This is a genomic window from Paenibacillus sp. PL91 (assembly GCF_012935325.2).
Lineage (GTDB): Bacteria > Bacillota > Bacilli > Paenibacillales > Paenibacillaceae > Pristimantibacillus.
On the sequence record NZ_JABBYG020000001.1, the window covers coordinates 689,817 to 712,643 of the forward strand.

Annotated in this window: 20 protein-coding genes; 15 read left to right on the forward strand and 5 right to left on the reverse strand. The window is 45.4% G+C overall.

Annotation, left to right across the window (positions count from 1 at the left end; translation table 11 throughout):
* Positions 1–18 precede the first annotated feature (18 nt).
* Positions 19–1,347: a type I glutamate--ammonia ligase gene (gene glnA / locus HI950_RS03310; protein ID WP_169081607.1), complete on the forward strand. Its 1,329-nt coding sequence runs from the start codon at positions 19–21 to the stop codon at positions 1,345–1,347.
* 86 nt (positions 1,348–1,433) lie between these two features.
* Here the strand turns inward: glnA and HI950_RS03315 are convergent, their stop codons facing one another.
* Positions 1,434–2,375 carry a LysR family transcriptional regulator gene (locus HI950_RS03315; protein ID WP_169081606.1) on the reverse strand — a complete coding sequence of 314 codons (942 nt, stop codon included), beginning with the start codon at positions 2,373–2,375 and terminating at the stop codon, positions 1,434–1,436.
* Positions 2,376–2,499: 124 nt separating this feature from the next.
* Between HI950_RS03315 and HI950_RS03320 the strand changes: the two genes are divergently transcribed.
* Together HI950_RS03320 and HI950_RS03325 are read left to right on the forward strand one after the other, a co-directional pair.
* Complete coding sequence (locus tag HI950_RS03320) at positions 2,500–3,675, forward strand: MFS transporter (protein WP_169081605.1); 1,176 nt, start codon at positions 2,500–2,502, stop codon at positions 3,673–3,675.
* Positions 3,676–4,182: 507 nt separating this feature from the next.
* A complete protein-coding gene (locus HI950_RS03325; RefSeq protein ID WP_223285083.1) occupies positions 4,183–4,812 on the forward strand; it encodes a C40 family peptidase in 630 nt (209 codons plus the stop codon).
* Between the two features lie 435 nt (positions 4,813–5,247).
* Here HI950_RS03325 and lexA read toward each other — a convergent pair whose 3' ends face one another.
* Positions 5,248–5,868, reverse strand: coding sequence for a transcriptional repressor LexA (lexA, locus tag HI950_RS03330; protein WP_169081603.1), 621 nt, complete (start codon positions 5,866–5,868; stop codon positions 5,248–5,250).
* Positions 5,869–6,026: 158 nt separating this feature from the next.
* On the opposite strand from lexA, the gene yneA reads away from it, so the two are divergent.
* From yneA to HI950_RS03370, 8 genes are all read left to right on the forward strand, one after another.
* Positions 6,027–6,401 (forward strand): cell division suppressor protein YneA, encoded by a 375-nt coding sequence (yneA, locus tag HI950_RS03335; protein WP_169081602.1) that lies wholly within the window; start codon positions 6,027–6,029, stop codon positions 6,399–6,401.
* 163 nt (positions 6,402–6,564) lie between these two features.
* The gene (locus HI950_RS03340) at positions 6,565–7,287 is read left to right on the forward strand and encodes an ABC transporter ATP-binding protein (protein WP_169081601.1); all 723 of its coding nucleotides are present in this window, start codon (positions 6,565–6,567) and stop codon (positions 7,285–7,287) included.
* Positions 7,274–8,632, forward strand: coding sequence for an ABC transporter permease (locus tag HI950_RS03345; protein WP_169081600.1), 1,359 nt, complete (start codon positions 7,274–7,276; stop codon positions 8,630–8,632). Before HI950_RS03340 ends, HI950_RS03345 begins: the two co-directional genes overlap by 14 nt.
* Positions 8,633–8,658: 26 nt before the next feature.
* Positions 8,659–9,741: an efflux RND transporter periplasmic adaptor subunit gene (locus tag HI950_RS03350; RefSeq protein ID WP_169081599.1), complete on the forward strand. Its 1,083-nt coding sequence runs from the start codon at positions 8,659–8,661 to the stop codon at positions 9,739–9,741.
* A 123-nt stretch (positions 9,742–9,864) separates the two neighbouring features.
* Complete coding sequence (locus HI950_RS03355; RefSeq protein WP_169082207.1) at positions 9,865–10,056, forward strand: DUF896 domain-containing protein; 192 nt, start codon at positions 9,865–9,867, stop codon at positions 10,054–10,056.
* 45 nt (positions 10,057–10,101) lie between these two features.
* Positions 10,102–11,091 carry an aldo/keto reductase gene (locus HI950_RS03360; RefSeq protein WP_169081598.1) on the forward strand — a complete coding sequence of 330 codons (990 nt, stop codon included), beginning with the start codon at positions 10,102–10,104 and terminating at the stop codon, positions 11,089–11,091.
* A 26-nt stretch (positions 11,092–11,117) separates the two neighbouring features.
* Positions 11,118–11,624 carry a hypothetical protein gene (locus HI950_RS03365; RefSeq protein ID WP_169081597.1) on the forward strand — a complete coding sequence of 169 codons (507 nt, stop codon included), beginning with the start codon at positions 11,118–11,120 and terminating at the stop codon, positions 11,622–11,624.
* A 24-nt stretch (positions 11,625–11,648) separates the two neighbouring features.
* Positions 11,649–12,437 (forward strand): HAD family hydrolase, encoded by a 789-nt coding sequence (locus HI950_RS03370; protein WP_169081596.1) that lies wholly within the window; start codon positions 11,649–11,651, stop codon positions 12,435–12,437.
* 74 nt (positions 12,438–12,511) lie between these two features.
* On the opposite strand, the gene HI950_RS03375 is transcribed toward HI950_RS03370, so the two are convergent.
* Entirely contained in the window at positions 12,512–13,060 is a 549-nt protein-coding gene (locus HI950_RS03375; protein ID WP_169081595.1) for a 1,2-dihydroxy-3-keto-5-methylthiopentene dioxygenase, read from the reverse strand.
* A 166-nt stretch (positions 13,061–13,226) separates the two neighbouring features.
* On the opposite strand from HI950_RS03375, the gene metH reads away from it, so the two are divergent.
* Entirely contained in the window at positions 13,227–16,643 is a 3,417-nt protein-coding gene (gene metH, locus HI950_RS03380) for a methionine synthase (RefSeq protein ID WP_411268068.1), read from the forward strand.
* A 118-nt stretch (positions 16,644–16,761) separates the two neighbouring features.
* Positions 16,762–17,703: a ribonuclease Z gene (rnz, locus tag HI950_RS03385; protein WP_169081593.1), complete on the forward strand. Its 942-nt coding sequence runs from the start codon at positions 16,762–16,764 to the stop codon at positions 17,701–17,703.
* A gap of 324 nt (positions 17,704–18,027) precedes the next feature.
* On the opposite strand, the gene HI950_RS03390 is transcribed toward rnz, so the two are convergent.
* Positions 18,028–18,639: an SdpI family protein gene (locus HI950_RS03390; RefSeq protein ID WP_169081592.1), complete on the reverse strand. Its 612-nt coding sequence runs from the start codon at positions 18,637–18,639 to the stop codon at positions 18,028–18,030.
* Complete coding sequence (locus HI950_RS03395) at positions 18,629–18,922, reverse strand: autorepressor SdpR family transcription factor (RefSeq protein WP_169081591.1); 294 nt, start codon at positions 18,920–18,922, stop codon at positions 18,629–18,631. The genes HI950_RS03390 and HI950_RS03395 overlap by 11 nt, the downstream gene beginning before the upstream one ends.
* 226 nt (positions 18,923–19,148) lie before the next feature.
* Between HI950_RS03395 and HI950_RS03400 the strand changes: the two genes are divergently transcribed.
* Both HI950_RS03400 and HI950_RS03405 read left to right on the forward strand, forming a co-directional pair.
* Positions 19,149–21,398, forward strand: a complete 2,250-nt coding sequence (locus HI950_RS03400; RefSeq protein ID WP_169081590.1) for a DEAD/DEAH box helicase — start codon at positions 19,149–19,151, stop codon at positions 21,396–21,398.
* A gap of 23 nt (positions 21,399–21,421) precedes the next feature.
* Positions 21,422–22,723 (forward strand): ribonuclease H-like domain-containing protein, encoded by a 1,302-nt coding sequence (locus HI950_RS03405; RefSeq protein WP_169081589.1) that lies wholly within the window; start codon positions 21,422–21,424, stop codon positions 22,721–22,723.
* Positions 22,724–22,827 lie beyond the last annotated feature (104 nt).

Sequence of the window (22,827 nt, forward strand, 5' to 3'; positions counted from 1 at the left end):
AACTAAGGAGATGATTCTGTGAGTTACACTAAAGAGGATATTAGACGTATTGCACAGGAACAAAATGTTCGGTTTATTCGCTTGCAGTTTACGGATCTACTAGGAACGATTAAAAACGTTGAAATTCCAGTCAGCCAGCTTGAGAAGGCGCTTGACAACAAAATGATGTTTGACGGCTCTTCTATCGAAGGTTATGTGCGTATTGAAGAATCAGACATGTACTTATACCCTGATTTAGATACTTGGGTCGTATTCCCATGGGTAACACAAGATCGCGTTGCCCGTTTGATTTGTGATATTTATATGCCAGACGGTACGCCGTTTGCTGGTGATCCGCGCGGTATTTTGAAGCGTGCTCTGAAGGAAGCAGAAGAGCTTGGCTACACAGCAATGAACGTAGGTCCTGAACCGGAATTTTTCTTGTTCAAAACCGATGAGCGCGGTGAGCCGACTACTGAGCTAAATGACCAAGGCGGCTACTTCGACTTAGCACCGATGGATATGGGTGAAAACTGTCGTCGTGAAATCGTACTTACGCTTGAAGAGATGGGCTTCGAGATTGAAGCTTCTCACCATGAGGTAGCTCCTGGACAGCATGAAATCGACTTTAAATACGCAGATGCCATTAAAGCTGCGGACCAAATCCAAACGTTTAAACTGGTAGTTAAGACAGTTGCCCGCGAGCATGGCTTGCATGCATCGTTTATGCCAAAACCATTGTTCGGCGTAAATGGTTCCGGTATGCACTGCCACCAATCGTTGTTCCAAGGCGACACAAATGTGTTCTACGATGAGAAGGACAAGCTTGGCCTAAGTACGGTAGCACGTCAATACATGGCTGGTATCTTGCTTCACGCTCGTGCTATGGCTGCCATTACAAATCCAACTATCAATTCCTATAAGCGTCTTGTGCCTGGGTATGAAGCGCCTTGTTATGTCGCTTGGTCGGCAAGCAATCGCTCGCCAATGATCCGGATTCCAGCATCACGCGGTCTTAGCACGCGCGTTGAGGTACGTAATCCAGATCCGGCTGCTAACCCTTATTTGGCACTAGCCGTTATGCTAAGAGCAGGTCTTGATGGCATTCAGAACAAGCTTCCATTGCCGGCTCCTACAGACCGCAACATCTACATCATGACGGAAGAAGAGCGTCAGGATGCAGGAATTCCAAGCTTGCCGCTTGATCTGAAGGAAGCGCTTGACGAAATGCTAAGAAGCGACATCGTCTGCGATGCACTTGGCGACCATGCCCTTGCCCATTTCTATGAGCTGAAAGAAATCGAGTGGGATATGTACCGTACGCAAGTTCACCAATGGGAAAGAGATCAATATTTGACTCTTTACTAAAATTTAATCCTTACGTTTAATGAACTAACAATGACCCGCAAGAGGACACTTTACCAGAAGTGTCTCTCCTGCGGGTCATTTTTGATTTACTCTTGTTTAGGATGTATCATCGCAAGCTGGGAGATGTCCTTCAATTTCTGGTCATCTTTATTTTGAAAAAAAGCTGCAAGCCACGCACCGAGCTGCTTTTGTGCTTGGCTAATAAACCGATCAGAACGGTATACAAGCTCCATATGACGAAAAGGAGTGTGACGGGTAATGGGAATTGGCACGAGGTCGGGCTGCTGTGGTACTCCTCTAAGCAAATGCTCGGGTTGAACGGTTGCTCCAATTCCAGCACGAACGAGCTGCAGCAGCGATGTAGCAGAGCTTGTCTCCATGACTGTAGTCAGGGAGAAACCAAGCTCTCTGCATGCAGCCTCCACAAGATCTCGGCCTAGATAACCAAGCGGGTACATGACAAGTGGAATATGTTCTAACTCCTGAAGCTCAATTTCCAGCTTGTTAGCAAGAGGGCTCGTTCGGCTAACTAACAACTGGTAGGGCTCCGATCCGAGCGGCAATTGTACGAGCCTAGGGTCGGGTGTGCTTTTCAGGCCAATACCAATATCCACTTTATTGCTAATAACCTCTTCCTGAACACGGATCGTAGAAAAAGCTTGGAGCTGGATGGCGGGATATTTTTCGTGAAAATAAATAAACAACGGTACGAGCTGAAAATCCAAATCCGAAGGTAGAACACCTAAGCGGATACTTCCACGCTCGCCTGCAAACAGCTCGATGATCGCATTTTTAGCATCCTGCTCCGCTTGAATCATTCTGCCGCCATGAAGGCGCAGCAGCTCGCCAGCTTCCGTTAATACTATTTTTTTGCCGATTCGATCGAAGAGCGGCATACCAAGTTCTCCTTCAAGGACTCGAATTTGCTGGCTGAGCGTAGGCTGACTAATGCCCAGATATTCGGCCGCTTTTGTAAAGTGAAGATGCTCGCAAACGGCAATAAAATATTGAATATGTCGCGTATCCATTCGCTCTCCTCCGCATGATAGTTATATACTATTATAATAATAGTTATAATAGTATTGATCAATATGACATACCTCTCTATACTCAGATTACACGTAGTGTTACATGTAGACAGGAGAGAGAAAGATGCGAACGTTTTATTTGCTTTTAGCCCTTTTTTTAGCTTCCTTAAATTTGAGGCCTGCCATAACCTCTGTTGCTCCGTTATTGGATACCATTCAATCAACCTTAGGAATAAGTGGGCTTACAGTTAGCTTGTTAACGACCCTTCCCGTTTTATGTATGGGTATTTTTGCTCCGCTCGCGACACGCATTCGTGATTGGTTAGGCCTGGAACGCGCGATTTTCGCAGCACTAATCCTTATTACGGCCGCAACCGCTCTGCGTGGTCTTTTTAGCTCGGTAGCCATACTGATCGTGACCGCCTTTATTGCCGGAATTGGAATCGGCTTGGCAGGTCCTATGCTGTCGGGCTATATAAAAAAATATTTTCCGAGCAAGCCGGGTGTCGTGAGCGTTTATTCCGTATCAATGACAGTTGGTGCAGGTATCGCTTCAGCGCTCTCCATTCCGATTTATACGAAGAGCAATCACAGTCTGACGTTTACGCTTGCCTGCTGGTCCATTTTAGGAATATTGGCCATACTCTTCTGGGTGGGACTCCTGCAACGCAGGGTCGGAAAGGAGACGCAGGAGCATTCCCGTCTGCCGCTAAAGAACAAGCGTGCACTGCTGTTGACACTATTTTTCGGATTAATGGCGTTTATGTTCTATTCGGTTACGGCATGGATTGCACCGATCGCGCAAAGCCTTGGCTATAGCAAATCAAGCTCCGCGATGATACTGACGGTATTTACCTTTATGCAAATTCCCGTTTCCATGACGCTGCCAGCCATCGTATCACGATACGGTAATCGAAAATTATTTTTAGTCCTTTGCAGCTTGTTTGAGCTTGCAGGAATACTGATGCTTTTATTTCATATGCCCATTATGGTTGCAGTCGTATTTCTTGGAATAGGTGCAGGAGGCTTGTTTCCGCTCGCATTGATGCTGCCGATCGTAGAAACAAAAAATGCCATTGAAGCTGGGGCATGGTCGGCGATGTCGCAATGCGGCGGATACGTTTTTGGCTCCATGGGTCCGTTAATTATTGGATTAATTTATGATAGCAGAAATAGCTTTACACTAGCTTTTGTCACGATGATTGTCGTTATTGTTATTATGATTGGTGTACAGCTTCTTATTCGTAACGGTGAAGAGCCGAAAATGGCTTCGCAGATTGAGGGGGAAATAGGAGGATAAAAGCGGCTGCCGCAATCTCTTTTAGGAGTTTGCGGCAGCATCCATCGTGATGGAAGTGAACTTACGGGAAGAATTCAGCATCGTGAGTATTTTTCAAGAATAGAATTTCTAACTGATACAATTACCATTTGAGGCAGTAACACAGCAAATAAAAAACAAACGATTATTAACCCTAGATGTGCAACAAAGTGCTCCCGTCCTTCGTTGGTCTGCCAAATGAAAAAAACCAAACAGGTACTGAATTGGAACTTAAGTTGCTATCCCTGTAGCATTTGTCATGATGATTGTCGTTTAAGAATTCAGAGGAAATCAATTACATTCTTATCAAGCTTTATTTGCCGATCATGTTTCGGTAAATAAGGCTTTTTTCGTTTCTAGGGAGTACTAGATAGAGTTAGTACTATTCGCTTGGCACCGGTATTGATATATTCATATCAGAAGTTATAACTGTACCCATTATACGAATCATTTATAGATGACAAGCTTTATATTGGAGAGGTGAGCAGCATGATACAAACAAGAATGGATTATTGTTTAACAGAGAATATTTACGTTTTGCTTACCGATACAGGAACGTTGTTTACACGGCTGATTAAAGGATTTACAGGTGCGCCATATAATCATGCTTCTATCGTGTTGGATGAGAATATGGAAGAAGTATTCAGCTTCGGCCGCAAACGAGCAAACAACCCGTTAATTGCTGGTTTTGTTAAGGAAGATGTGTATGATGGGACGTTCCGCCAATTTCCCGATACACGTTGTGTTCTTCTTCGGATTGCTGTAACTGCAGAACAACGGGCTAATCTGATTCGCTTCATTCGCGAATTTGAAAAGAACGAGCAACTTTATAGCTACAATTTGATTGGATTGTTTGGCGTGTTATTGGAGTTGGATCTACGGCCCGCCCATTCCTATTTTTGTTCTCAGTTCGTTGCAGAAACGATGCGGAAAAGCGGAATTCCGTTGTGGGACCGTCCATCGACATTGGTTACACCTGATCATTTTCTAAATCACCCGCAATTTCATGTCGTTTATGAAGGCCCGCTGTATAATTATCCGCTCCTTAATCGCCAGAAGCTTTTCCATCATTCTTTTGCAAAAACAACGGTAAGCCAGCTTCGAAAAAGAGCTATATAAATACTGGCATAATACGCCATGAAAACATGAGTTCACACAAAAAGACCCATAGCATGGGTCTTTTGCGATGAGGAAAGTTACAATGTTTGAATTAGTAGCCGCCGAAGCCGCAGCTGCATGCGATAATCACCAATAAAATGAAAAGGACCAAAATTGTGCCTAAGTTTGTAAAAGCTCCACCAACGTAACCGGACATTTTTCAATGCACCTCCTTACGTGTTGAATACAATATAGGTTATGCGGGCTAATCACTCATTGATTGGGTGTTTGTCATAGGGCGGGCAGGAGAGTATGAATAAATTAACATTTTTTGTGAAAAAACGAATGGAATGCTGTGGACAGACTGCACAATAAGAATAATTGGCAAAAAAGAGGCTGACTCGACCATGCTTGCGCATATCGGATCAGCCTCTTCTTTATGTATGCTTGCTTGCATTAATGGATATCCCGGAAAAGTCCGATGACTTTGCCTAGAATCGTTACATTTTGGAGTAAAATCGGCTGCATCGTGGAATTTTCCGGCTGCAGGCGAATGTGATTTTTCTCCTTGTAGAACGTTTTGACCGTTGCTTCGTCATCTTCAGTCATTGCGACTACAATTTCACCGTTATTAGCTGTTTGCTGCTGACGTACAATAACGTAGTCACCGTCGTGTATGCCGGCCTCGATCATACTTTCGCCCATGACGTTTAAGATGAATACGCTGCTGTCACCGACGAAATGGGCAGGAAGCGGGAAATATTCTTCGATGTTCTCTGTTGCGGTAATTGGCACACCCGCAGTTACTTTACCAACGATAGGTACTTTGGCTACGGAAAGGGGGATAATGCCGTCCACACCTTCTTGATCTAAAATTTCAATAGCACGTGGTTTAGTGGGATCTCGGCGAATAAGGCCTTTCTTCTCCAAGCGGTCCAAATGACCGTGAACGGTTGAACTGGATAACAATCCAACAGCTTCGCCGATTTCTCGAACGGAGGGTGGATAGCCTTTCTCCCGGACTTCATTCTTAATAAATTCAAGAATAGAATGTTGTCGGTTAGAAATCTTCGACACTGTGATCACTCCATTAGTAGGTTTGAAAAAAATTATAACATAGAACCGGAGTTCGTACAAACATAAGTTCTCAAGTACAGAAGTTCGCATTTTTTCATTGACGCCAAACGTTTGTTCGTGTATTCTAAAAACAGAACAAACGTTTGGGGTGCTGAATAATGATAACTAGTCCAAGCTTTTATAGAACGATACACAAACAAGAAACAGGTAAAGCGGCGGTGCTTAGCCAATTGAGCAAACGATTAATGAAACGGCATGCAGCGAAGATTGTAGTTTGCACAGCTGTGTTCGCTCTTTTATTTACTAGCTTTCTGCTAATAGGAACATATGCTTCCGGCAGTCATCCAACAGAAGCGACAGCTGATGAACAATTGATTATCGTGCATACGGGTGACACACTGTGGGAAATTGCGAAGCAATTTACCGATGGCAAACAAGATGTTCGATATGTCATCTATTTGATTAAAGATCGCAATAATTTACAATCCTCGGAAATTATGCCAGGACAGAAGCTAATTATTCCTAGCATTTAATTTGAGAATCATTTACAATTAATAGAATTGTTTCGTCTTATATAGCTTTCTGAATCAAGTAGATCAATGGTATCTACTTTTTTTAGAAAGTTTTTTTGTGTGAACTGCAGGGTTTGCCCTGTCCAAAAACGTCTATTGGTGGGGATTGAAAGGAGAGGCTGAATTGTTACGTGTTGAAGAGTTATCCCATTCCTTCATGAATGGGAATGAAGCGACTGCTGTACTGCAGCATATTAGCTTTGATGTACATAAGGGAGAAATGATTGCGCTGTTAGGAAGCTCCGGCTCTGGCAAGTCTACATTGCTGAACTTAATGGCAGGCTTAATGAAGCCAACAGAGGGGCAAATCTTCATTGCAGACCACAACATCGTTACGATGAACGAAAATCGGCTGGCTGAGTTTAGACGAAAGCATATCGGATTTATTTTTCAAGCGTATGAGCTGATTGCCAATTTGACTGTCAGAGAAAACGTTGAGCTGCCGCTCGTGTTTCAATCGATTCATCCTTCCATAAGGAAGAAAAAGGCGCTTGCTTTGCTTGAACAGGTGGGAATTCCAGATAAAGCGGAATTATTTCCATCACAGCTCTCAGGAGGTCAGCAGCAGCGTGTGAGTATAGCACGTTCATTGATCACGGAGCCATCGGTCATTTTTGCGGACGAGCCTACAGGTAATTTGGATACAAAAACAGAGGAAGAAATTATTATGATATTGAAGCATTTGAACAAAACGATGGACACAACTTTCATTATCGTTACGCATGAACGAGAGGTTGCAGCGCAAACGGAAAAAATTATTACGCTGCGGGATGGGTATCTCGTAACGGAGCAGGAAGCCGCTCAAGAACGAATGCTTGCGGGGGGAACACAAATTGAGAATAAGTGATATTACGCGGTTGTCTTGGGATCAAGTCAAACGCAGGAAGGTTGTAACCGCTCTTTGTGCAGCAGGTATATCGATTGGCTGCGCAGCCATTATTGTAGCAATGAGTATTGGCGAATCTGCGCAAATTTATGTCGAGCAGCAGATGAACAGTTATCTTAAGATGGATGAGATTACTGTAACAGCAAATACAGGTGCTGGAGCTGGCAGCAATACCCCTTCAACAGAAAGTGAAAGCGAATCGCTTCAGCAAGGGAAATTAACGCAGCAAAAGCTTGATATTATGAAAAAAATCCAGCATGTAACGGCTGCAGCTCCTTTTCAGCAGCTCGAATATATGGAGCTGACGACGTTAGATGGGCTTACTTCACAAAATCAAACCCAATTGATCGGTACGGATTTGGAGATGCTTACCGCTTTCGGAAATGAATTCATGCAAGGCGGGCCATCTGATCTTGAGGACACGATTGTGCTTAACTATGGCGCTACAATGGGTCTGATCGATGATATAACCAAACAAAATATACAAGAGCAGCTAAACACGAATCCATATGATGATGCGGTATTTGAGCAATATCAAAGCTTAAACAGCATTCCAACTGCTTTATATCAGAAGCAAATTCAATTTCGGTATTACTCATCTGATGGTCAGGTTCTAAGTAGGCCGCTGCGCGTTGTCGGCGTTCTGAAAAAACCAAGCGGTGTCAAGGATGATCAGATCATGTATGACAAAAAGGGCTACATATCCATTGAGACGGCAGAGCTGCTTAAGAAAGAGCTTAAGCTGCCTGGGGATCAGCAGGAATCCTATAATTCGATTATCGTGAAGGTCGATAGTCAATCCAAAATTGAGCAAGTAGAGCGACAGCTTCAAAAGCTTGTCGTTTCAACGCAAACCAATTTATTTCAAAAGGAACGGCTTGCGAATGAATTTAAAATTATAAAAGCAGCTGCTCTTGGCATCGGAGTCTTTATTCTCATAATCGCTTCTATATCAATAGTCGTTGCGATGACGATGTCAACCTATCAAAGGCGCAGGCAAATAGGCATTATGAAAGTTCTTGGCGCTAACCTTAGCCAAATTCGAAATATGTTTATAGTAGAAGCAGCATTGCTGGGGCTGCTTGGTGGATTGCTTGGCGTATTATTTTCATATTGGATCGTATGGGGCATTAATGGGCTGATCACGAACTTATCCGGCGAGCAGGATTCAGTCATTATATTTATTCCGTTTTTAACGATTCCAATCGGGATGGCATTCGCGCTTGCCACAGGCGTATTTTCAGGAATTTACCCAGCTATCAGCGCATCCCGTACAGATGCTTTGACAGCGATTAGACGCGATTAATTTAGAGTTGAAGAAGGAGCTTAAAGATGAAGAAGAAAATAAAGTGGGGAATAATTGGACTTATTATTATCGGAATCAGCTTTGTACTATATCGAATGGGAAATCCATCAAGGCCCGTTGAGCTAATGACAGACTCGCAGCCTATTACGTTTCAAGTGACGAAAGAGACGATTACCAATACAGTTGAGGTGAAAGGAAAGTCTTTGTATGAGCAGGAGACGCTTGTATATGCCCCCTTCGGCTCAAAGGTCACCCAATGGGCAATTGAAGACGGCCAGCAGGTGAAGAAGGGCGATGTGCTGTTTAAGCTTGATCAGACCGCGGTGCAAAACGAGATTTTGCAGGCGGAGGCTGCACTGCATAAAGCTAAACTCGAAGCTGACCTGAATGACTATTTAAGTCAGGTGGATGACGAATCGAGCCCGTTGGAATCTACTGAAGAGGGGCGCAAAAAGGTTTTAGTTAATAAGGAAATAGCCCGTTTGACGAAGGAATTGAATGATGTGACGTCGAGTATTCAAGCGAAGGAGCTGCTTGTGAAGAAAAACAAGCTGAAAGAGTCCAGCTTACGCTCGCCAGCTCCAGGAATCTTTTTATTTGATAATGCCAACAAACGGCCGCAGGCATTAGCAGACAATGAATATGTGGGCAAGGTCGTTGATCTGAACAAATTGCAATTCATTGCGCTAGTTGGGGAACAGGATGTTTTTCGCATCAAGCCTGGCATGTCGGTTCAGGTCAAGATGAATGCGATGAAGGAGCTGAAGCTGAAAGGAAAAGTGCTTAAGGTTTCTAAATTTGCAAAAACAGGAACGGATCAAAATAACTTAAATCAAGCTGCTCAGTTTGAGGTCATAATCGTTCTCGAGCCTAGCGAGTATTTGATAGCAGGTCTGAGCTTGAATGGCGCTATCGAGACTGAGCGCAAGGAAAATACAACTGCAGTGCCTTCTATTGCAATCATTCGTGAGAAAGATAAGCATTTTGTCATGTTGGATGCAGGCAATGGCCAGTATGAGCGGAAAGAAATAAAAATCGGCCTCGAAACACCAGAGCTGACGGAAGTGCTTGAAGGATTAAAGATTGGCGATCAGGTCGTTTTACAATAATATCAATTGCTATGATTCCATCGATTAACCCATGAAGCCTCTACGATTCCTTGACAACTGCTCGTTGAAAATGTCAAAGTATAGTGTAGAGGTTTTTTCATCATGAGAGGAGTAGAGCAAGTAATGGAATTCTCAAAAATAATTGAACGTATTAACGAGCTAGCTCGTAAAAATAAATCGGTAGGCTTAACCGATGAAGAGACAACTGAAAGAGATGAGCTGCGCAAGCAATATTTGACTAACTTCAAAAATAATTTCCGTCAGCAGCTGGATCAGATTGAAATTGTTGATGATAAGGACAATATCAAGCATTAATGAATGTCAGTTGTACTCATTAAATATCCATGGGAGGGTGTTTAGATGAAATATAATCTGCTTGGCAAAAGTGGACTAGCCGTATCCGAGCTATGTTTGGGCACGATGACATTTGGAAATACGACAAGTGAAGAGGATTCAATCGATATGATTGATCGCTTTGTTGATCGTGGAGGCAACTTTCTCGATACGGCCGACGTTTATGTGAGCGGCCGCTCCGAGGAGATCGTAGGAAAAGCAATTAAAAGCAAGCGTTCCGACATCGTCCTTGCTACAAAGGTGCGTATGACTACTTCAGGCAATATCAACGGAGTAGGCTTATCGCGCAAGCATATTATGGATGGCGTTGAAGCTAGCCTTAAGCGTCTTCAAACCGATTATATTGACTTGTATCAGGTTCATGTGTGGGATCATGCTACTCCAATCGAGGAGACGCTTCGCACGCTTGATGACCTTGTCACTTCCGGCAAGGTTCGTTACATAGGCTGCTCTAATTTTTTTGCATGGCAGCTAATGAAATCACTAGCATATAGCGATGCTTGCCGTTATGTCCGCTTTGTATCTATTCAGCCCCAATATAGCTTAGTAAGCAGACAAATGGATCGAGAGATGCTGTCGCTATGCATAGAGGAGAAGGTAGGCATTATTCCTTGGGCTCCAATTGGAGGCGGGTTCCTGACTGGGCGTTACAGCAGGGAAGAGCCAACTGAAGGGCGTTTAACCTCTAAAGTAGGAGAAAGCGCATGGGTTAACCGTGCTCTTGACAAAAATTTTGTCATTCTTGGTGCATTGCTTGAAGCGGCGAAAGAGCTTGATAAAACGCCAGCACAGGTAGCGCTTCGCTGGCTCATTCAGCGGGAAGGCATTACTTCACCGATATTCGGTGCCAGCAAATTAGAGCAATTTGAGGATAATATCGGAGCGATAGGCTGGGAGATGCCAAGCGACGTTTGGAACCGTTTGGAGCAAATTAGCGCCCTGCCGGATGATTATCCCAATCGTTTTATCGATAAGTTCCGCAGACCGTTTGAATAGGGTAAACCATTAGGAGGAGTGTCAGCTTGTCACGATCTTGGGAGCGCAAAGTGCGCAAAAACATGAATGTTGTGAACAAACAACGCAAGAAGCAAGGAAATGGTCAGATCGTATTTAATGCAGAGAAATCAGAGAAGATCGTCGGGCGTAATTTCATCGCCCCAATCTTATTGATTTTATTTATTGCGATGTACGTCATTCTCATGCAAAGCTCATCACAATTTAAAATGGATACGATGTTTTGGATCACGGTAGGCTGTTATATTTTACTGGCAGCACTATTCTTTTTCCGCAGGCCCTACATAACAATTGGTAAAGATTTTGTGCAGTCACGTCGTTTGACAGGCGACAAGCGTATCCCTGTGTCCAACATCAAAGGCATTAGCGTTCAAAAGGGTTATGTGATCGTAGAGCAGCACAAAGGCGGAAACTGGGTTTTCTCAAAATTGACTAACCGTTTCCCGACTGAAGAAATCGGCGAGAAGCTTAAGGTCTTCGCGCAAGCGAATGGCATTTCTTTCTCGCAAAAATAAATAGGCAGGAGAGTTCGAACAACGATGGCTAAACAAGCAGTAATTTTTGATTTGGACGATACGTTGCTGTGGGATGACCGCAGTGTAAAGGAAGCCTTTGAAGCGACATGCCAAGCGGCAGCCGCTGCGACAGGGGTAGATCCTAATGAGCTTGAGGAATCGGTTCGCCGCGAAGCAAGAGCGCTTTATGAATCTTATGAAACATTCCCATTTACGAAGCTAATCGGAATCAACCCGTTTGAAGGACTCTGGGCGCCTTTCCGTGAAGGCGAGCAAGAGGAATTCCGCAAGCTTGAGAGCCTTGCACCCGGCTATCGCAAAGCAGCTTGGACACAAGGCTTGAAAGCGGTTGGCGTTGATGATGAGGAGCTAGGCGCGAAGCTAGCAGAGCAGTTCCCAGCAGAAAGACGCGCGCGTCCAATCGTATACGAAGAGACGTTCTCTGTTCTAGATGCGCTTAAAGGCAAATACAAGCTGCTTCTTTTGACGAACGGATCACCTGACTTGCAGCGGGAGAAGCTGGCAGGCGTGCCGGAACTGATTCCATATTTCGATCATATTATTATCTCGGGTGAATTCGGGCTAGGGAAGCCAGCCGCATCGATCTTTGAGCATGCGCTTGAGCGTCTTGGTATCGAAACCGATCATGCCATCATGGTGGGCGATAAGCTCACAACGGATATTCTTGGCGCAAACACGATTGGAATGACGTCGGTTTGGATCAATCGCCATGGCGCTTTCCGTAATGACGAGATCGTGCCTACGCATGAAATCAAGCATTTAGAAGACCTGCTGCCACTGCTCGGCTCTTAAATATTAGCAATAAAAAGCCCCTCGCAGACAGCTTAAGCTGCTAACGAGGGGCTTGCATTATGTTGAGAATGGCATTAGGCTTTGCTCGATGCAAACTTCTCGTCAGCAAAAGGGTGAGCGATCCAGCCTTCCGTTTCAATGAAAAGACGAACAGCTACGATTTGACGGTTTTCCATCAGCGTAAAGAAATGCGGCTTATATTCCGGAACGGAAATAACGTCGCCAGCTTCGAGCTCAACGTCAAAATAACCAACATCGTCGGTACCTTTGATGATGAAGATGCCGCGTCCTGCCGTAATAGCACGAACCTCATCTTCTGTGTGCGTATGCACGTTTTCGAATTTTTTCAGAAGTTCATCTAAGTTAGGAGTAGCATCGGACAACGCGATTATATCCCATGTTTTATAGCCGCGACGTGCAGCCAAATCTTGAATTTCTTCGTCATAAGTTGCTAATATTTGCTGCTTCTCTTCATCAGAGAGCACAAATTTTTGTTGTAATCCTTCTTCCAGCTTTGCTGGATTCCAATGCTCGTAAAGCACCTCTTGCTTCTCTAGAAATGCACGGACAGCATCTTCACCTTGAATCCGTTCCTCTGTATTGCGAATTCTAATTTCAGCCATGAACATTCCCTCTTTTCCTATAGAAATTAAATGATATAATTATTATAAATCAAAATAAATCGATTGTCGATGGATTTACCTTTTCACATAAAAGGTATTCTGATAAACTATGGGTTAATGATTTTGGGAAGGGTGTAGTAAATTGTCGAAACCGACCATACAACAAATGCTTCAGGAGCGCATACTCATTTTGGACGGCGCGATGGGTACAATGATTCAGCAAGCAAATTTAAATGAGGATGATTTTGGCGGAGTGGAGCTTGACGGCTGTAATGAAATGCTCGTTCTGACTCGTCCCGATGTTATACAATCGATTCATGAGCAATATTTAGAAGCAGGCGCGGATATTTTGGAAACGAATACGTTTGGGGCAACTAGCGTTGTTTTGGCGGATTACGATATTCCCGAAAAAGCGAGAGAAATCAACTTGGCTGCCGCCAAGCTTGCACGCGATGCATGCGACAAATACAGCACGCCAGACAAGCCTCGTTATGTTGCGGGGGCGCTCGGACCTACAACCAAAACGTTGTCGGTTACCGGCGGCGTAACTTTCGATGAGTTGGTTGAGAGCTATTATGAGCAAGCGCTTGCTTTAATTGAAGCAGACGTGGATGCGCTGCTGCTCGAAACCTCTCAGGATACGCTAAATGTAAAAGCCGGAAGCATTGGCATACGCAATGCGTTTGACAAGCTTGGCAAAGAGCTGCCGATTATGATTTCCGGGACGATCGAGCCGATGGGCACAACACTCGCTGGACAAACGATAGAATCGTTTTACATTTCATTGGAGCATTTGAAGCCGATCTCGATTGGTCTGAACTGTGCGACTGGCCCGGAGTTTATGCGTGATCACCTGCGGACGCTTAGTGAAATCGCAAACGCAGCGATTAGCTGTTATCCAAATGCCGGCTTGCCGGATGAGAACGGACATTACCACGAATCGCCGGATTCGCTCGCGAAGAAGATGTCGGCATTTGCTGAGCAGGGCTGGTTAAATATTGCCGGCGGATGCTGCGGCACGACACCCGAGCATATACGGGTTATGGCGGAGACGATGGCAGCGTATGCACCGCGTACAAAAATGGGTTCGCATCCCAACGCCGTATCCGGTATAGAAACGGTCTTTATCGAGCCGGAGAACCGTCCGATCATGATCGGGGAACGGACAAATATTTCCGGTTCACGCAAGTTTAAGCGGCTTCTGAAGGAAGAGAAATTTGATGAAGCATCGGAGATCGCTAGAGCGCAAGTAAAAGGCGGCGCGCATGTTATCGATATTAACTTGCAGGATACCGATATCGATGAGGCTTATGCGGTACATCAATTTTTGCCGCAGGTCGTCAAAAAAATTAAAGCGCCTCTCATGCTCGATTCCACCTATGATCATATTATTGAGCTTGGGCTTAAATATTCCCAAGGCAAAGCGATTATCAACTCCATTAACCTGGAGGATGGCGAATCGAAGTTTGAGCAGATTTTGCCGTTGATTCACCGTTATGGTGCGGCTGTCGTTATGATTCTAATCGATGAGCGCGGTCAAGCCGTAACTCGCGAGGCGAAGATGGAAGTAGCCGAGCGATCCTATAACCTGCTCACTCAGAAATATAAGATGAATCCAGAGGATATTATTTTTGATCCGAATATGTTCCCTGTCGGCTCGGGAGATCCCCAATACATCGGTTCGGCTGTTGAGACGCTTGAAGGTATCCGGATGATCAAGGAAAAGTTCCCGCTCGCCAAAACGATACTCGGACTCAGCAACATTTCCTTCGGTTTGCCGGATGCGGGACGCGAGGTGCTCAATTCCGTATACCTGTATCATGCAACCAAAGCAGGCCTAGACTACGCGATCGTGAACACGGAGAAGCTGGAGCGTTATGCTTCGATTCCCGATGAAGAGCGCCGCTTGGCAGAAGAGCTTATTTACAATACGACGGACGAGACGCTAGCTGCGTTCGTTGCCGCTTTCCGCGACAAGAAAGTAGAGAAGAAAGAAAAAATCTCGAATCTTACGCTGGAGGAGCGTCTTGGCTCATACGTTGTAGAGGGTACGAAGGAAGGTCTGATCCCTGACCTCGATGAAGCACTCAAAAAATATTCGGCTATGGAGGTCATCAACGGACCGCTCATGCGCGGAATGGAAGAGGTTGGCCGCTTATTTAACGGAAATGAGCTGATTGTAGCGGAGGTGCTGCAAAGCGCAGAGGTTATGAAAGCTTCCGTAAACTACCTTGAGCAGTTCATGGAGAAGAACGAATCGTCCGTTAAAGGTAAAATCATTTTGGCAACGGTTAAGGGCGATGTGCATGATATCGGCAAAAACCTGGTTGAAATTATTTTGTCGAACAACGGTTACAAAATTATAAATTTGGGCATAAAAGTACCGCCAGAGCAGTTGATTGAAGCTTATCGCAACGAGAAGGTCGATGCGATCGGTCTGTCGGGCTTGCTTGTGAAATCAGCACAGCAAATGGTCATTACCGCACAGGATTTGCGAACAGCAGGCATTGATGCGCCTATCCTTGTCGGAGGCGCAGCGCTGACGCGGAAATTTACGAAAACAAGAATCGGCCCAGAGTATGACGGTCTCGTCCTATATGCTAAGGATGCGATGGATGGCCTCGATATAGCGAACAAGCTGATGGATCCGGAACATCGCTCGCGGCTTGAGGATGAAATGGCTGCCTACAAAGCTTCTGGCGGCTTGGAAGAGGAAGAGAAGAAGCCGTTGCCGGAATTGACGCGTGCCGTGCGTTCCAAAATTTCGCCGGATGCGCCTGTGTTTACACCGCCGGATCTAGACCGTCACGTGCTTCGCGATGTACCGCTTCCACATGTTATTCCTTATGTGAATATGCAGATGCTGCTTGGCCATCACTTGGGGCTTAAAGGCAATGTCGATAATTTGCTCAAAGAAGGAAATGAAAAAGCGCTGCAACTAAAGGCGACCGTCGATGATATTTTGCAAAAGGGAACTTCGGACGGTATCGTGAAGACTCACGGTATGTATCGCTTCTTCCCTGCACAATCATCGGGCAACGATGTTATTATTTACAATCCGGTCGATCCGCTGCAGGAGATCAAGCGATTCACGTTCCCGCGCCAGCAGGTTGAGCCTTACCTATGCCTTGCTGATTTCTTGAAATCAGTAGACAGCGGCGTAATGGACTATGTTGGCTTCCTAGTCGTAACGGCAGGCCACGGCATACGCGAGCTGGCGAATGAGTGGAAGGATAACGGCGATTATTTGAGGTCGCATGCGCTGCAATCTGTCGCGCTTGAGGTAGCGGAAGGCATGGCTGAGCGCGTTCACCATATTATGCGTGACATTTGCGGCTATCCAGATCCAGCTGAAATGACGATGAAGCAGCGCCATGGCGCCCGCTATCAAGGCATTCGAGTATCATTCGGCTACCCGGCATGTCCGAACCTTGAGGATCAGGAGCCATTGTTCGATTTGATGAGACCGCAGGATATTGGCGTCGAATTGACGGAAGGCTGTATGATGGAGCCGGAGGCTTCCGTATCTGCGATGGTATTTGCCCATCCGGAAGCGCAATATTTTAACGTAGAGAAACTATAGTGTATTAAATAATGAGCAAAGAGCCCTTTGGCGTTCGGTAAAACGAGCTGGAGAGGGCTCTTCGTTTCCATTAAGGGAGTAAATGCAAGCAGCTGCTAATTGTGAGGTGGTCGAGGTTATGAAAATGTGGTTTTTGGGAACAGGAGCAGGCAGACCGTCCAGGTATCGGAATGTGACGGCTGCTGCGCTGCAGCATCCGGAGCCAGTCTGCAGCTGGTGGCTGTTTGATGCCGGCGAGGCCACGCAGCATCAGCTTATGCAGACTCCGCTGAAGCTGAATAAGATGGAGGCTGTCTTTATTACTCATTTGCATGGAGACCATATTTATGGCCTGCCAGGCTTGCTAAGCAGCCGCTCGTTCGATGGCGGAGTGACGCCTGTTCAGCTCTTTGGTCCAATCGGCATCAAACGTTATATAGATACGATATTTTCGATAAGTGCAACCCAGCTGGATTATGAGCTTGTGATCCATGAGCTATCGGGCGATGAAGGCATTATTTTTGAGGATGATCGGTTTAAGGTAGAGGTTGGCTTGCTTGAGCATCGCGTGATCAGCTTTGGCTACCGCATTACGGAGCGTGATCAGCCAGGCAAGCTGCTTGTTCATAAGCTGAAAGAGCTTGGGCTTGAAGCAGGCCCGCTGTATGGGAAGCTAAAGCAAGGGGAACCCGTCACATCGCCAAGCGGCGTGATTATACGGCCTGAGGACGTTACGGGCCCTTCTCTTGTCGGCAGAGTAATTACGATACTTGGAGACACGAAGCCATGCGATAACGCATATAAGCTGGCAATCGGCGCGGATCTGTTAGTCCATGAAGCTACTTTTGCTGCGGGCTTGGAGGAGAAAGCGCATGAGTTTGGACATAGTACGACAGCAGAGGCGGCTGCGGCTGCTGCAAAAGCGGATGCGAAACAGCTCGTTATGACGCATTTCAGCGGTCGTTACAGCAATGAGGAGCTTAGCCGATTAGAGGCCGAGGCTGCGGTATATTTTCCGGAAGTAAAAGCGGCTACGGATTTTCTACACATCGAGATCCACCGTGGTTTGCCTAAAGAATGAAAAACTGAATGAACCTATCGATCGATGCCTGTAAAAAAACCACTTTTTGCGAATAAAACAATAAGATGTAAACGAGCCTTTAGAATCGCTTCTAAGGCTCGTTGGCATGTCGGGAGATATAATCAAAACGTCACTAACCATTTTAGTTGCGTAGAAACAACAGGAAAAGCTCCATTTATTTTTCCGAGGTGAAGGCTTATAGACCGTTTAGCTGAAAAAACTTCCGTTAATCGGAGCACTTTCACCGAAGTAAGGTCAAATAAAAATTGCGAAAGGGCACTGAAAAATTTTTTTTCAGTGCCCTCTGGAAGCCACGCGTTTTATTTATTTGCTATCTTTCCCAAAGTGAAACGACAAGTAAACGGATGCCAGTACGACCATGACGATAATGCCGAAGAAGAGGATTGTATGATAAGGGGCAGGAACGAATGTAGCTGCAATCATTAGCAATCCACCAAAAACATAATATTTGGCTGCGCCTTTGTGCGTCTTTCTCCAATTGCTCTCGCTTGCAAGCGTATGTGTTGTTCTTATCCCGATAACGCTATTTGGCTGGAATCGCGGCATATGATAGCCTGTGACGACGAGCAAAATGCCAACCATGGGCAGAATCACTTTTGCAATATTGAATGACACCCCGAATCCAAAAGCAATCGTAACGCTATGCAGGACAAGCAAGCAGAGAAGCGTAACATTTTGGACAATATGGATGCTGGATTTGTGCATTTGATAGTTTTGCTTTTTCGGAATGACAACAACAAGAATGACCATTAAGGCGGGCAGAAGCAGCAGGGCAAATGCTTTGTGCGCATAGCCGTTGATTTCATTGCTCACATTCCAGTGAATAGCCATTTGCTCAGGCATGTATGGGTAAGCAGCGAAGCTTCCGAGCAAGGCAATAGAGATGATGATCCAAGATAATACGCTAGATTTCATTCCTATTCATTCCCTCCGGATCTGATTGCTGAAAGGAGACAAACCATTTTAACAGGTCTTGGAAAACGGTAGTGTTGAGGGAATAATAAATGTGCTGGCCTTTCCGTTCGTCCCATACTAGCTCCGCCTGTTTTAGTAAGCTGAGATGATGGGAGATGCTGGGCTTAGTCATTTGAAAATGATCGGCAATTTCCCCAGCAGTCAGATCGCGCTCGCGCAATAAATCCAATATGATGCGCCTAGTCGGATCAGAGAGTGCTTTAAAGGCAAGATTGATTGTCATTAACATCTTCCTTCCCAGATTAACCTATATATGGGTTAGAGATTTAGATAATTATCTAAATATAATTTACATAACTATAACGGTTCGTGCCGGTGCTGTCAATTTGGGAGAATATTGCCATTCCTTCAAGCCGGACTATCTTTTAAATGCTGTCCATCATTACCCACTATCTAGTCAAGCGAACAAATATTCGCTAAAATGGTTGTTATAAAGAGGTGAATCAGACATGTTCAAAAAGAAGACTCTGGCAGACATCATTCAAGAGCTGCGGGGAAATGAGAATATCGTGAATTGGCATGAAATTGAACCACAAGACGCCAAATATAAACCTATACCCGAAACGGTAGACGGTAGAATAGCCGATGCGCTTGCTAGGCGCGGCATAGATCAGCTTTACTCGCACCAGTACTCCGCTTACAAGGCAGTCGAAAAGGGCGAGAATATTGTAGCCGTTACACCAACAGCCTCCGGGAAAACGATGTGCTACAACTTGCCTGTTCTACAGGCGATTGCGGCAGATGAGACGAGTAGAGCGCTCTATCTTTTTCCGACTAAAGCGTTGTCGCAAGACCAAAAAAGCGAATTGACTGAAATCATAGATGAAATGGGCATAGACATAAAAAGCTTTACTTATGACGGGGATACGTCGCCGGCAATTCGCCAGAAGGTAAGAATGGCAGGGCATATTGTCATAACGAACCCGGACATGCTCCATTCCGGGATATTGCCGCATCATACGAAATGGGTAAGCCTTTTTGAAAATTTGAAGTATATCGTGATCGATGAATTGCATACTTATCGGGGCGTATTTGGAAGCCATGTCGCCAATGTGCTGAGGAGATTAAAACGGATTTGCAAATTCTATGGCAGCAACCCTACATTTATATGCACGTCGGCTACGATTGCAAATCCCAAGGAGTTGGCCGAGCAATTAACAGGTGAGCCGATGCGGCTAATTGATGACAACGGAGCGCCAAGAGGCAGAAAACATTTTGTTTTCTACAATCCGCCAATCGTAAACCAGCCTCTTAATATAAGAAAAAGCGCGACGGTTGAGGTCAATCATTTGGCTACAGAGTTTTTGAAAAACAAAATTCAAACGATTATTTTTGCTAGAAGCCGGGTGCGCGTTGAGCTTATTCTGAGTCATATCCAAGAGCTCGTTAAAAATCAGATTGGCACAAAATCGATTCGCGGCTATCGAGGCGGTTATTTGCCGAATCAGCGGCGCGAAATTGAAAAGGGTTTGCGGGCTGGCGATATACTCGGCGTAGTGAGCACAAATGCGCTCGAGCTTGGTGTAGATATAGGACAATTGCAGGTATGCGTCATGACCGGATACCCTGGCAGCGTAGCCAGCACTTGGCAGCAAGCAGGCCGTGCGGGACGAAGGCATGGTGAAGCTCTTATTTTGATGGTAGCCAGCTCAACCCCAATTGACCAGCATATCGTCCAAAACCCCGATTACTTTTTTGATCGCAACCCGGAAGCGGCTCGGATAAATCCGGAGAATCTGCTAATTCTCGTGGATCATCTTCGCTGCGCTGCCTATGAGCTTCCGTTCAAAGCCGCAGAGCAATTCGGCCCTGTCGATGTAATTGAAATTATGGAGTATTTAGTTGAAGAAAGAATTTTACATCGCAACGGCGATACCTTTTACTGGGCAAATCAGTCATTCCCGGCAAGCAACATTAGTTTGCGCTCCGCTTCACAAGAGAATGTCGTTATTATCGATCAAAGCAATGTAGCCGACGTTAAGATTATTGGCGAGATGGATCGATTCAGCGCGATGACCCTTTTGCATGATGAAGCTATTTATTTGCATGAGGGGGTACAATTCCAAGTTGAAAAGCTGGACTGGGAGCATAAGAAGGCTTATGTGCGGGAAGTGGATGTTGAGTATTATACGGATGCCAATTTGGCCGTAAATTTAAAGGTTTTGCAGATTGATAAAACGACGGACAGAGATCATACTTCATTAAATTTCGGAGATGTCGCCATAAATGCTGTGCCTACTATTTTCAAAAAAATCAAGCTCTCGAGCGGAGAAAATATCGGATCTGGGCCTATCCATTTGCCAGAAGAGGAACTGCACACCAGCGCGGCATGGATGGAATTAAAGCAGGTTGACCCTGAAGTAGGGGAGAAAACCTTGGAGCAGCTTCTGCTTGGAATTGCGAATGTCATGCGTCATATAGCGCCAGTTCTCGTCATGTGCGACCGCAGCGACATACATGTCGTATCTCAAATTAAAGCGGCGCATACCGGACTGCCTACCGTTTTCCTATACGATCATTACCCCGGAGGAATCGGCTTAGCTGAAGATGTCTATAAGCGATTCGATGAAATTAAAAACGCTGCAAAAAATTTAATTCAAAAATGTTCCTGCAAGGATGGGTGCCCGGCATGTATTGGGACAGAGATAGAAGGCATCAATGGAAAATACAGAAGCATTCAGCTGCTAGACCAATTTTAAATGGTGCGTTGGGAGGGTAAACGATGAGCAGCATGCGTGAACGTATGAATCGGCTGCGCGGAGAGAGCACAGAGAAGGACAAGCAGATAGAAACATCGGCCGCTGGGGGCGAGGAGCAGAAGGAACTCTCGCAAGATGCGGATGAGGAGCAGCTCTCGCCTGTATGGGATACATTCGATGTGAAGCTGATGGAGAATGATACGGGCAGCTTTTTGCTTCGGAAAATGGTTTACCCAATCGATTATCGCCATGGTCATCATGCGATTGAAGAGCTGGCCCTGGCGGCATCCGGATTGTCGGCGTTTCATCCTTTGCGTGAAACCTATGCAGAGCAGATTTTATTTCTCGATCTAGAAACGACAGGGCTCGGCGTAGGAGCAGGTAACATTCCTTTTATGGTTGGCATAGGATATATGTCGAAAGGGCAATTTGTCATCGAGCAAACGTTGATTAGACATCCGGCTGAAGAGAGAGCGATGCTGATGTATTTGGCGGATAAGCTGAAGCATTTCACTTTTCTGGCAACGTACAACGGCAAAACCTTTGATTGGCCGCTCGTCCAAAATCGGTTTATTATGCATGGGCTTAATCGCAACCTATGGGAACCGAGGCATCTCGATTTTTTACATCCTTCGAGGTCTTTATGGAAAAATACGCTCGTCTCCTGCAAATTAAGCCATGTTGAAGAGGAGAGACTGGGCATTCACCGCGAGGACGATGTGCCAGGCTCACTTGCGCCGCAGTTATATTTTCAGTTTTTGGCGGATGGAGATCCAGCACCGCTTGAAGGCGTTTTTCGGCATAATGAAATAGATATGCTCTCGCTAGCCTGTCTCGCGATTCGGTTTGGGCATTTGTTAAATGGCAATCTCGCGTCTTATATACCTTTGCCAGATGAGCCGGAAGAAATGGTACGTACAGGACTGTGGCTGGAGCGCATGGGAAAATGCGAGCTTCCCAGCTTATTATTTGATCTGGCCATGAAAGAGGAACAGGCGAATCCATCAACGCTAATCATGCTCGCAGAGCGTGACAAGAAGGCTGGAAATTGGGTGCGTGCTGTGTTATTGTGGCAGAAGGCTATTATTCATTCTTCGACTCATTTCGGTGTTGCAGCCCATGAAGCGAGCATTGAGCTTGCGATGTATTACGAGCATAAGCTCAAAGATTATGACGCTGCATTAGGGCACGCGAATCTAGCGTTTGAGCATGCATCAAATCATTCGATGCTCGTTCGCCGGGACACCAAAAAAAGAGCGGAGCTTGAAGCGCTGCGGAATCGGATTTCAAGGCTGCGCCGGAAGACAGAAAAACAATTCAAGTAAACGGGCAACCTTACTATAGAGCAGATGCGTAAAGCAGACAGCTGCAGCTTCATTGATTGGCTTATTTTATATTGGAGAACATAAGCTTAACAACTAGATTTTGG